Genomic DNA, 11758 nt, shown 5'->3' with positions numbered 1-11758 from the left:
GACGACGGATGAAGCAAGAGAGAAGCTCGCCCAAGGGCGATGCTATTGCAGATTGACTCTTGTTCCCTTCGCAGGTTTTAACCTGATCAGGTTCCGCGGATCCCGAATTAACGGTCTCAGCCTTTTCCACTCATGCTGTTGTGGAAAATAAGCACTCCGACAAGAAGTAACCTCAGTAAAGAGGTAATGAATGTAAACTACGCGTTAATGCCGCAAATCTCAAGCATGACGTTTGAGCGCGTCGCTGTCGTGCATGGCGTCAAATACCAGCATTATCAGCTTATCTTCCAGCACGAATCGGGCTTCCAGTGCTTCGCCGAGATCCGATAAAACTTTTTGAAATTCAAGGAAGTTATCATGATCGATGGCCGTTTCCAGACTGGAATCATAGTAGTCCATGATCTGCTGTGTATTGGCTTCCAGCAGTGGCCAAATTTTTGTGGCTTTTAAAAGCTGCCCGTTTCCTTCCAATTTATGGAGAATACGTTCATAAATACTGAAGTGTCCGGTGGAGAGGTAATCGACCAGGCTCTGACAAAAATCATCCAGCGCTTTTTCATTGAGTCGCATGTACGATTCTTTGCCAGGCTTAATGCCAACCAGATTGTAGTAAGCCACGAGCAGGTGCTTACGTACATGTAGCCAGCGATCAACCAGTTTATTACTTCCTCTGACGTGTTCCGTCAGGCTTTCCAGCTGGTTTAGCATGATTGACTCCGCAAGATGGTGTTAAAAAACTGCTCACCCGTAAATGTAAAAATAATGTAAACAACATGCCTGTGAAGCAAAGGTTGCGCAAGAGATATGGATCGTATAATTGAAAAATTAGATAGCGGCTGGTGGATTGTCAGTCATGAGCAAAAGTTGTGGTTACCTCATGGCGAGCTGCCTTACGGCGACGCAACCCGCTTTGATTTAGTCGGGCAGCGCGCCCTGCCAATAGGCGAATGGGAAGGGGATACTGTCTGGTTGGTGCAACAGCCGCGTCGGCACGATATGGGTTCAGTGCGCCAGGTTATCGATCAGGATGTGGGTCTTTTTCAACTGGCCGGACGTGGCGTGCAACTGGCTGAATTCTACCGCTCGCATAAATTCTGCGGCTACTGCGGCCATCCCATGCACCCGAGTAAAACGGAATGGGCGATGCTGTGTAGCCACTGTCGTGAACGCTACTACCCGCAAATTGCTCCCTGCATAATCGTCGCTATTCGCCGAGATGATTCCATCCTGCTTGCCCAACATGTTCGCCATCGTAACGGCGTGCATACCGTACTGGCGGGTTTTGTCGAAGTGGGCGAGACCCTGGAACAGGCGGTGGCGCGTGAAGTGATGGAAGAGAGCGGCATTAAGGTGAAAAACCTGCGCTATGTCACTTCTCAGCCGTGGCCATTCCCGCAGTCTTTGATGACCGCATTTATGGCGGAGTATGATAGCGGCGAAATCGTCATCGACCCGAAAGAGCTGCTGGAAGCGAACTGGTATCGCTATGACGATTTACCGCTCTTACCGCCGCCGGGTACCGTCGCGCGCCGACTGATCGAAGATACCGTAGCGATCTGCCGGGCTGAGTACGAGTAAAGAACGAGTAATGATACACTGACGGTCTGACGCTAAAAGGAAGATAAAAATGACCGAACTGAAGAACGATCGTTACCTGCGTGCGCTGCTGCGCCAGCCCGTTGATGTGACTCCGGTATGGATGATGCGCCAGGCGGGCCGCTATTTGCCGGAGTACAAAGCCACTCGTGCCGAGGCGGGCGACTTCATGGCGTTGTGCAAAAACGCCGAGCTGGCCTGTGAAGTGACGCTGCAGCCGCTGCGCCGCTATCCGCTCGATGCAGCGATCCTCTTTTCGGACATTCTGACTATCCCGGATGCGATGGGGCTTGGGCTCTATTTTGAAGCCGGGGAAGGCCCACGCTTTACCTCTCCTGTCACCAGTAAGGCTGATGTGGAAAAACTGCCCGTTCCAGACCCGGAAGATGAGCTGGGCTACGTGATGAACGCAGTGCGTACCATTCGGCGTGAGCTGAAAGGTGAAGTGCCGCTGATCGGCTTCTCCGGCAGCCCGTGGACGCTGGCGACCTATATGGTTGAAGGTGGCAGTAGCAAAGCGTTTACCGTGATTAAAAAGATGATGTATGCCGATCCAAAAGCGCTACATCTGTTGCTTGATAAGCTGGTGAAAAGCGTCACCCTGTACCTTAACGCGCAGATTAAAGCGGGTGCGCAGTCGGTGATGATTTTCGATACCTGGGGCGGCGTGCTGACCGGTCGCGACTATCAGCAGTTCTCCCTGTATTACATGCACAAAATCGTCGACGGGCTGCTACGTGAAAACGACGGTCGCCGTGTCCCCGTGACCCTGTTTACCAAAGGCGGTGGTCAGTGGCTGGAAGCGATGGCGGAAACCGGCTGTGATGCGCTGGGTCTTGACTGGACAACGGACATTGCCGATGCGCGTCGTCGTGTAGGTCATAAAGTGGCGCTACAGGGCAATATGGATCCGTCCATGCTATATGCGCCGCCAGCCCGCATCGAAGAAGAAGTGGCGACAATTCTGGCCGGATTCGGTCAGGGCGAAGGTCATGTCTTTAACCTGGGTCACGGTATTCACCAGGACGTGCCACCGGAACATGCGGGTGTCTTCGTGGAGGCGGTACATCGGTTGTCGGCGCAGTACCACAGCTAAGGAACCAATATGGATCTCGCGTCGCTTCGTGCGCAGCAGCTTGAACTGGCCTCTTCGGTTTCCCGAGAGGATCGCCTTGAAACCGATCCGCCGGTTCTGATCGGTGGAGCGGATGTCGGGTTTGAGCAGGGCGGTGAAGTGACGCGGGCTGCGATGGTCCTGCTGAAATATCCCACGCTGGAGCTGGTTGAATACAAGGTGGCGCGTATTGCCACCACCATGCCGTATATTCCCGGCTTTCTCTCCTTTCGTGAAACTCCCGCGCTGATGGCCGCCTGGCAACAGCTGTCACAAAAGCCAGACCTGCTGTTTGTCGATGGGCACGGCATTTCCCATCCGCGTCGTCTGGGCGTCGCCAGTCATTTTGGTCTGCTGGTGGATGTTCCGACGATTGGTGTGGCGAAAAAACGACTGTGCGGCAAGTTTGAACCGCTCGCCGCCGAACCCGGTGCGCTAGCGCCGCTGCTGGATAAAGGCGAGCCGCTGGCCTGGGTCTGGCGCAGCAAAGCGCGCTGTAACCCGCTGTTTATTTCTACGGGCCACCGCGTGAGTATGGACAGTGCCCTGGCGTGGGTGCAGCGCTGTATGAACGGCTATCGTCTGCCAGAACCAACACGCTGGGCAGATGCGGTAGCATCTGAACGCCCGGCTTTTACGCGGCTTGCAGCAAAAACGGCCCATATCGGGTAAACTGCCGCTAATTTCCGTATTTGAGAGCTCATCATGTTACAAAACCCGATTCACTTGCGTCTGGAGAAGCTGGAAAGCTGGCAGCACGTTACGTTTATGGCCTGCCTGTGCGAGCGCATGTATCCCAACTACGCGATGTTCTGCAAGCAAACTGAATTTGGCGATGGGCAGATTTATCGTCGAATCCTGGATTTGATTTGGGAAGCGCTGACGGTTAAAGATGCCAAAATCAATTTCGACAGCCAACTGGAAAAGTTTGAAGAGGCTATCCCGTCGGCAGATGATTACGATCTGTACGGTGTTTATCCTGCAATTGATGCCTGCGTGGCATTAAGCGAACTGATGCATTCACGGCTGAGTGGTGAAACGCTGGAACACGCAATTGAAGTGAGTAAGGCTTCGATTACGACGGTTGCGATGCTGGAAATGACCCAGGCCGGTCGCGAAATGACCGATGAAGAGCTAAAAGAAAACCCTGCCGTTGAGCAAGAATGGGATATTCAGTGGGAAATATTCCGACTTTTGGCTGACTGTGAAGAACGCGATATTGAGCTGATAAAAGGGCTGCGAGCAGACCTGCGCGAGGCTGGCGAGAGCAATATTGGTATAAATTTTCAGCAATGACACCACAAAACGTGATTTAACGCCTGATTTGTCGTGCCTGAAGGCTTCCCATCCGCCCCCGGTCTGGTCTACATTTGGGGGGCGAAAAAAAGTGGCTATCGGTGCGTGTATGCAGGAGAGTGCTTTTTTGGCATTTCCGTCGCACTCGATGCTTAGCAAGCGATAAACACATTGTAAGGATAACTTATGAACAAGACTCAACTGATTGATGTAATTGCAGACAAAGCAGAACTGTCTAAAACACAGGCTAAAGCTGCTCTGGAATCCACTCTGGCTGCTATTACTGAGTCTCTGAAAGAAGGCGATGCTGTACAACTGGTTGGTTTCGGTACCTTCAAAGTGAACCACCGTGCTGAGCGCACTGGCCGCAACCCGCAGACCGGTAAAGAAATCAAAATCGCCGCAGCTAACGTACCGGCATTTGTTTCTGGTAAAGCACTGAAAGACGCGGTTAAGTAATTCGCGTGGCAGTGAACAGTTTTAACGAAGGGGCGGTTTCGCCCCTTTTGTCCATCTGGCGTCATACGCTCTGGCTTTCAGGTGTGCTGTTGCTGTCGGCCTGTAGTCGTCATTCCGAGCTTCCTCCGTTCACGGCCAGCGGTTATGTTGGCGAGCAGGGGGCGGTACGCGTCTGGCGTAAAGATTCCAGTGACGATGTTCACTTGCTCTCGGTATTGAGTCCGTGGCGTAACGGCGATACCACCACCAGTGAATACCGCTGGCAGGGAGATACGCTCTCTCTGATAGAACTCAATGTTTACAGTAAACCGCCGGAACATATTCGCATCCGCTTCGATGATCGCGGCGAACTGAGTTTCATGCAACGTGAAGTCGCCGGGCAAAAGCAGCAGCTTTCCAGCGATCAAATCGCGTTGTACCGCTATCGTGCCGATCAAATCCGCAAGACCAGCGATGCGCTGCGTCAGGGACGGGTGATCTTACATCAGGGGCGCTGGCATGGCGCCGAACACACGGTGACTACGTGTGAAGGCGAGACCATTAAGCCCGATTTAGATTCGTGGGCGATAAGCCATATTGAGCGCCGCCAGAGCCACTCGTCAGTCGACGTGAGCGTGGCATGGCTGGAAGCGCCCGAAGGATCGCAGCTCCTGCTGGTCGCCAATGAAGACTTCTGTCACTGGCAACCGAAAGAGAAAACCTTCTGATAATCTGCCATCAGGCAATACTGTTACCAGTGGCCCATTCCCATATGACCGCCGCCGCGATGGTAACCGCCACCGCCGCATCCGCCGTAACCCATTCCCGCTCCGCGAGGTACGCCTGCCTGGGCCATCGCGACATCGCGTTTAACGCGTTGCTCGTCAAGGGACTGATTCAACGCCTCCATCTCTTTTGCCACGGCATTAATTTTTGCCGTGTCCGGCGAGCTGGCCGTTAATAGTGCATTGTACTCATAACGTTTGGAGGTCAGCTGTTGGCGCAACGCGCTGGTCTGGGAGTAATAATCATCATAGATTTTCTGTGCGGCAGCCTGCTGCTCAGCGGTCATAGGTGTACCGCCACGTTGCTGCATACCATCACCATACCCCCAGTGATGTTGTGCCAGCGCCGGGGTGGAACCCAGAGCAATCAGCGAGAGTACAATCAGCGCCAGTTTATTATTCCGTTTCATCATTCGTTCTCCTGTTGGTTATCTTACATTCCTTGTTGCATCTTCCGTGCCAGACCGGAGACTCCCGTTCTGCAGGCATCACGCGTGGTTTGCCTGGTGCAAAGTGAGTAAAAATGACTCGCCCGAGCGTAACCAGCGGGTCATTTTTACCCGCTGGCTTTCAGCAGTTTGTGTCCGAGGGCAGGGTTATCAGGGGGAAAAAATGGCATGATTTCTGCTGTATACCTGCGACGATGAAAGGAACTAGCGGGTGAAGGGAGAGCGTATGCGTCTTTATAAGGATACGGTGGCAAAGTGGTTGAGCCGACTCTTGCTGGCGGCAATTCTGGTTTTGGTCGGCTGGTTTTCGATTATGACCATTCGGGATTATGGCCGAGAAAGTGACGCTGCCCGGCAAACGCTGCTGGAAAAAGGCAGTGTGCTGATCCGCGCCCTGGAGTCCGGTACGCGAGTGGGTATGGGTATGCGCATGCATCATGCCCAGCAGCAGACGCTGCTGGAGGAAATGGCCGTACAACCCGGTGTGTTATGGTTTGCCGTTGTTGATGAGCATGGCGTCATTATGACTCACAGTAATTCCGCGATGGTTGGAAAGTCACTCTATGCACCGGATGTCCTGCGGCAGTTAAATCCAGATGAACAAGAACGCTGGCGGCGCATTGAGGTACCCGCGGGCGGCAGTGAAAAAACACCGGCCCTGGAAATTTATCGCCAGTTTCAGCCGATGTATGGTCCTGGGCGACATGGCATGGCGCGTTGTGCCAGCAATGACGGACAGATAACCACGCCTTCACAAACCATTTTTATCGCCTTTGATGCCAGCGATCTGGCGGCGACTCAGACAAGAGAGTGGCGCAACACGCTAATAGTCCTCTCTGCGCTGGCGGCCGTGCTGCTGGCCAGCGTGCTGACGTTCTTCTGGTATCAGCGCTATCAGCGTTCGTACAAGGAATTGCAGGATGCGATGAAGCGGAAAGAAAAACTGATGGCGCTTGGGCATCTGGCGGCCGGGGTTGCACATGAGATTCGCAATCCGCTTTCATCGATCAAAGGCTTAGCGAAGTATTTTGCCGAACGAACCCCTGCAGGAGGCGAGTCGCACGAGCTGGCACAGGTGATGGCGAAAGAGGCAGACCGCTTAAATCGGGTGGTGAGCGAACTCCTTGAACTGGTGAAACCCGCGCACCTTGCGCTCCAGAAAGTGGATCTCAATGAAGTCATCACCCACTCATTGCATCTGGTAAGTCAGGATGCTCAAAGTCGGGAAATTCAGTTACGGTTTACGGTAAATCCTGCACTACCAACCATTCAGGCCGATCCTGACCGGCTAACGCAGGTCCTGCTGAACCTGTATCTGAACGCCATTCATGCGATTGGCCACCAGGGCACGATTACGGTTGAAGCGAGTGAAAGCAGCGCCGAACGCGTTAAAATTGTGGTTGCCGATAGCGGAAAGGGAATTGCACCTGAGCAGTTGGAGGCGATATTTACACCTTACTTTACGACCAAAGCCGATGGTACGGGGCTGGGGCTGGCGGTTGTGCAGAACATAGTCGAACAGCACGGTGGTACCATTCAGGTGGCAAGCGTTGAGGGCAAGGGAGTGGTCTTTACTCTCTGGCTGCCGACCAAAGCGAAACAACAGGATTAACAAGGATGACGTGCGGAAAAATCGATATTCTGGTGGTGGATGACGATATCAGCCACTGCACTATTTTACAGGCGCTGCTGCGCGGCTGGGGTTATGAGGTCGCGCTGGCCTATAGCGGGCGCGCGGCGCTGGAGCAGGTGCGTGAACATGTTTTCGATCTAGTGCTATGCGATGTGCGCATGGCGGAGATGGACGGTATCGCAACGCTCAAAGAGATCAAGGCGCTGAATCCGGCGATTCCGGTGTTGATCATGACGGCTTTCTCCAGTGTGGAGACCGCCGTAGAAGCACTGAAAACCGGTGCACTGGATTACTTAATCAAACCGCTGGATTTTGACCGTCTGCAGGACACGCTGGAAAAGGCACTGGCACATACGCGGGAAAGCGGTGTGGAACTGCCGTCGGCGTCGGCTGCGCAGTTTGGCATGATTGGCAGAAGCCCGGCAATGCAGCAACTGCTTAGTGAGATTGCGATGGTGGCCCCGTCGGACGCCACAGTACTTATTCATGGCGATTCCGGGACGGGGAAGGAGCTGGTGGCTCGGGCACTGCATGCCAGCAGCGCGCGCAGTGAGAAACCACTGGTGACGCTCAACTGTGCGGCGCTTAATGAGTCGCTGCTGGAGTCCGAGCTGTTTGGTCATGAGAAAGGCGCCTTTACCGGTGCGGATAAACGCCGGGAAGGGCGCTTTGTTGAGGCCGATGGCGGCACGTTATTTCTTGATGAGATTGGCGATATCTCGCCGCTGATGCAGGTGCGCCTGCTGCGGGCGATTCAGGAGCGGGAAGTTCAGCGTGTTGGCAGCAACCAGACTATTGCGGTTGATGTTCGGCTGATTGCCGCCACGCATCGCTGCCTCGCGGAAGAAGTCAGCGCCGGGCGCTTTCGTCAGGATCTCTACTATCGCCTGAACGTCGTCACCATTGAAATGCCTGCTTTACGCCAGCGTCGGGAAGATATTCCGCTGCTGGCTGAGCATTTTCTCCAGCGTTTTGCCGAACGTAACCGCAAAGCGGTGAAAGGCTTTACGCCACAGGCGATGGATCTGCTGATCCACTACGATTGGCCGGGGAATATTCGCGAGCTGGAAAATGCAATTGAACGGGCGGTAGTGTTGCTGACGGGGGAATATATCTCTGAGCGTGAGCTGCCGATGGCAATCGCGGCAACGCCGATAAAAGCAGAGTTCAGTGGTGAGATCCAACCGCTGGTGGATGTTGAAAAAGAGGTGATCCTGGCGGCGCTGGACAAAACGGGCGGCAACAAAACCGAAGCCGCCCGTCAGTTAGGTATTACACGCAAAACGCTGCTGGCGAAAATTTCGCGTTAGCGCTGCTCGCGTTCGATGGCACGCCAGCCGATGTCGTTACGGCTAAAGCTGCCATCCCAGCGAATATCCGTCATTAAGGCGTAAGCACGTTTCTGTGCCTCGGCAACGGTATGCCCCAATGCGGTGGCGCACAGGACGCGGCCGCCGCTGGTCAGCACGCGATCGTCGTCAGCAAGTTTAGTGCCTGCATGGAACACTTTTCCGTCTTCTACTTCTTCCAGAGGCAGACCGTGGATCTCATCCCCGGTGTGGTAGTTGCCCGGGTAACCGCCTGCGGCAATCACCACGCCCAGAGAAGCGCGTTCGTCCCACTCGGAGGTTTTCTCATCCAGCTTGCCCTCGCAGGCGGCCAGGCAAAGATCCACCAGATCCGACTTCATGCGCAGCATGATCGGCTGGGTTTCCGGATCGCCGAAGCGGCAGTTGAATTCGATAACCTTCGGATTGCCCTGTTTGTCGATCATCAGGCCGGCATACAGGAAACCGGTGTAGGTATTCCCTTCCTCCGCCATACCTTTTACCGTTGGCCAAATAATGCGTTCCATGGTGCGCTGATGCACTTCATCAGTTACCACCGGCGCTGGTGAGTAAGCCCCCATGCCGCCGGTGTTCGGGCCGGTGTCACCGTTGCCTACGCGTTTATGATCCTGGCTGGTGGCCATCGGCAGCACGTGCTCGCCGTCGACCATCACGATAAAGCTTGCCTCTTCGCCGTCGAGGAACTCTTCGATGACGATGCGGTGACCCGCGTCGCCAAACGCGTTACCCGCCAGCATGTCGTGGACGGCGGCTTCTGCTTCTTCGAGAGTCATCGCGACGATAACGCCTTTACCGGCGGCCAGGCCGTCGGCTTTGATCACGATCGGTGCGCCTTTCTCGCGCAGGTATGCCAGCGCGGGTTCGATCTCGGTGAAGTTCTGATACTCTGCCGTCGGGATGTTATGACGAGCAAGGAAATCTTTGGTGAAGGCTTTGGAGCCTTCCAGCTGCGCAGCGCCTTCGGTTGGCCCGAAGATCTTAAGATCTGCGGCGCGGAACGCATCGACCACGCCAATCACCAGCGGCGCTTCCGGGCCGACGATGGTCAGATCAATCTTCTCGTTCTGGGCAAAGCTCAGCAGTGCCGGAATATCGGTGACGCCGATAGCCACGTTCTGCAGCGCGGGCTCCAGTGCGGTACCGGCGTTACCCGGTGCGACAAAGACGGTGGAAACCTGCGGAGACTGCGCCGCTTTCCACGCCAGGGCGTGCTCGCGCCCGCCGTTACCAATGACTAATACTTTCATCGTCTGCTCCGTGTATTAATGGCGGAAGTGGCGCATGTCAGTGAAGATCATCGCGATACCGTGTTCATCGGCAGCGGCAATCACTTCGTCATCGCGGATAGAACCACCTGGCTGGATAACGCAGCTCACGCCAACGGCAGCTGCGGCATCAATACCGTCGCGGAACGGGAAGAAGGCGTCGGAAGCCATGGCGGAACCTTTCACTTCCAGACCTTCGTCAGCCGCTTTAATCCCGGCGATTTTAGCGGAGTAAACGCGGCTCATCTGGCCTGCGCCTATCCCGATGGTCATGTTCTCTTTGGCATACACAATAGCGTTGGATTTTACGAACTTGGCGACCTTCCAGCAGAACAGCGCATCGCGCAGCTCTTGCTCGGTCGGCTGGCGTTTAGACACCACGCGCAGTTCGCTTTCGCTCACCATACCCAGATCCCTGTCCTGAACCAGCAGGCCGCCGTTAACGCGTTTGAAGTCGAGGCCCGGCACGCGCTGTGCCCACTGGCCGCAGGTCAGGACGCGAACGTTTTGTTTAGCGGCGGTGATCTTCAGCGCTTCTTCAGTTGCGGATGGGGCGATAATCACTTCCACGAACTGGCGGGAGATGATGGCCTGCGCGGTTTCAGCATCCAGCTCGCGGTTAAAGGCGATGATGCCGCCGAACGCGGAGGTTGGGTCGGTTTTATAGGCGCGGTCGTACGCGTCCAGAATAGAGGTACTTACCGCTACGCCACACGGGTTAGCGTGCTTAACGATAACACAGGCTGGCTCGCTGAACTCTTTCACGCACTCCAGCGCCGCGTCGGTATCGGCGATATTGTTGTAGGAAAGCGCTTTGCCCTGTACCTGCTGCGCGGTGGCAACGGACGCTTCTTTGACGTTCTCTTCTATATAGAAGGCTGCCTGCTGGTGGCTGTTCTCGCCGTAGCGCATATCCTGCTTCTTGATGAAGTTCAGGTTCAGCGTACGCGGGAAGCGACCGGCGGCTTCTTTGCTTTCACCGTGGTACGCCGGAACCATGCTGCCGAAGTAGTTGGCAATCATGCTGTCGTAGGCGGCGGTGTGCTCAAAAGCTTTAATCGCGAGATCGAAGCGGGTGTCGAGGGTCAGAGAACCGTCGTTAGCATCCATCTCTTTAATAATGGCGTCGTAGTCGCTGCTCTTCACAACGATAGCCACGTCTTTATGGTTCTTGGCGGCGGAGCGAACCATCGTCGGGCCACCGATATCAATGTTCTCTACCGCATCTTCCAGCGAGCAGCCTTCACGGGCAACGGTCTCGGCGAACGGATACAGGTTAACGACAACCATATCGATAGGGGAAATGTGGTGCTGTTCCATAATGGCATCGTCCTGGCCGCGACGGCCCAAAATGCCGCCGTGGACTTTTGGATGCAGGGTCTTGACGCGTCCATCCATCATTTCCGGGAAACCGGTGTAATCGGAAACTTCGGTCACCGGCAGACCTTTCTCTGCTAACAGGCGCGCGGTGCCACCTGTAGAAAGCAGCTCCACACCGCGTGCGGAAAGTGCCTGAGCGAATTCGATGATACCGGCCTTGTCAGAAACACTGAGCAGAGCGCGGCGGACTGGACGACGTTGTTGCATGGTAAATCCCCTGGATTTGACTATTACAGAGAGCGTTAGGTGAATTCTTGGCTAAAAACTCAGCTAACGCCCCTTACGGGGCATCCTTGTTGTGCGGGGGCATTGTAACGAAAACGTTTGCGCAACGCTCGCGAATTTTTCTCTTTCCCCCAATTCCATTATTTCATCTCTATTGATAAGGGATAAAACCAAGTGACTCTCGAAAGAGATCCTTATTTTTGTGGATAACTCTGTGTGTAAATGGGT

Annotated in this window: 12 protein-coding genes and 1 riboswitch; of the genes, 8 read left to right on the top strand and 4 right to left on the bottom strand. The window is 54.8% G+C overall.

The window, feature by feature from the left end; all coding sequences use genetic code 11:
* Nucleotides 1-46: 46 nt before the first annotated feature.
* Nucleotides 47-169: riboswitch (TPP riboswitch) on the bottom strand.
* Nucleotides 170-219: 50 nt separating this feature from the next.
* Entirely contained in the window at nucleotides 220-708 is a 489-nt protein-coding gene (gene rsd, locus FDX19_RS14320; protein WP_137383226.1) for a sigma D regulator, read from the bottom strand.
* A gap of 96 nt (nucleotides 709-804) precedes the next feature.
* Between rsd and nudC the strand changes: the two genes are divergently transcribed.
* From nudC to FDX19_RS14290, 6 genes are all read left to right on the top strand, one after another.
* Entirely contained in the window at nucleotides 805-1578 is a 774-nt protein-coding gene (gene nudC / locus FDX19_RS14315; RefSeq protein ID WP_137383225.1) for an NAD(+) diphosphatase, read from the top strand.
* A 49-nt stretch (nucleotides 1579-1627) separates the two neighbouring features.
* Nucleotides 1628-2692 (top strand): uroporphyrinogen decarboxylase, encoded by a 1065-nt coding sequence (gene hemE / locus FDX19_RS14310; RefSeq protein ID WP_137383224.1) that lies wholly within the window; start codon nucleotides 1628-1630, stop codon nucleotides 2690-2692.
* Nucleotides 2693-2701: 9 nt separating this feature from the next.
* Nucleotides 2702-3382, top strand: coding sequence for a deoxyribonuclease V (gene nfi, locus FDX19_RS14305; protein ID WP_137383223.1), 681 nt, complete (start codon nucleotides 2702-2704; stop codon nucleotides 3380-3382).
* 33 nt (nucleotides 3383-3415) lie between these two features.
* A complete protein-coding gene (locus tag FDX19_RS14300) occupies nucleotides 3416-4006 on the top strand; it encodes a YjaG family protein (RefSeq protein WP_003842015.1) in 591 nt (196 codons plus the stop codon).
* 186 nt (nucleotides 4007-4192) lie between these two features.
* A complete protein-coding gene (hupA, locus tag FDX19_RS14295; RefSeq protein WP_001044509.1) occupies nucleotides 4193-4465 on the top strand; it encodes a nucleoid-associated protein HU-alpha in 273 nt (90 codons plus the stop codon).
* Between the two features lie 11 nt (nucleotides 4466-4476).
* The gene (locus FDX19_RS14290) at nucleotides 4477-5172 is read left to right on the top strand and encodes a DUF1481 domain-containing protein (protein ID WP_137383236.1); all 696 of its coding nucleotides are present in this window, start codon (nucleotides 4477-4479) and stop codon (nucleotides 5170-5172) included.
* Nucleotides 5173-5195: 23 nt separating this feature from the next.
* On the opposite strand, the gene zraP is transcribed toward FDX19_RS14290, so the two are convergent.
* Nucleotides 5196-5639, bottom strand: a complete 444-nt coding sequence (zraP, locus tag FDX19_RS14285; RefSeq protein ID WP_137383235.1) for a zinc resistance sensor/chaperone ZraP — start codon at nucleotides 5637-5639, stop codon at nucleotides 5196-5198.
* 265 nt (nucleotides 5640-5904) lie between these two features.
* Here zraP and zraS point away from each other — a divergent pair, with 265 nt between their 5' ends.
* Together zraS and zraR are read left to right on the top strand one after the other, a co-directional pair.
* A complete protein-coding gene (gene zraS / locus FDX19_RS14280) occupies nucleotides 5905-7290 on the top strand; it encodes a two-component system sensor histidine kinase ZraS (protein WP_137383222.1) in 1386 nt (461 codons plus the stop codon).
* 5 nt (nucleotides 7291-7295) lie between these two features.
* Nucleotides 7296-8621: a sigma-54-dependent response regulator transcription factor ZraR gene (gene zraR, locus FDX19_RS14275; protein ID WP_137383221.1), complete on the top strand. Its 1326-nt coding sequence runs from the start codon at nucleotides 7296-7298 to the stop codon at nucleotides 8619-8621.
* On the opposite strand, the gene purD is transcribed toward zraR, so the two are convergent.
* Together purD and purH are read right to left on the bottom strand one after the other, a co-directional pair.
* On the bottom strand, nucleotides 8618-9907 hold the full coding sequence (gene purD, locus FDX19_RS14270; protein ID WP_137383220.1) for a phosphoribosylamine--glycine ligase: 1290 nt from the start codon (nucleotides 9905-9907) through the stop codon (nucleotides 8618-8620). The genes zraR and purD overlap by 4 nt on opposite strands.
* Nucleotides 9908-9922: 15 nt before the next feature.
* Nucleotides 9923-11512, bottom strand: a complete 1590-nt coding sequence (gene purH / locus FDX19_RS14265) for a bifunctional phosphoribosylaminoimidazolecarboxamide formyltransferase/IMP cyclohydrolase (protein WP_137383219.1) — start codon at nucleotides 11510-11512, stop codon at nucleotides 9923-9925.
* Between the last annotated feature and the right edge of the window lie 246 nt (nucleotides 11513-11758).

It is taken from the genome of Citrobacter sp. wls619, assembly GCF_005281345.1.
Taxonomy (GTDB): Bacteria; Pseudomonadota; Gammaproteobacteria; order Enterobacterales; family Enterobacteriaceae; genus Citrobacter.
Note: the sequence above shows the minus strand (reverse complement) of the source record. Positions and strands in the feature narration are given on the sequence as shown.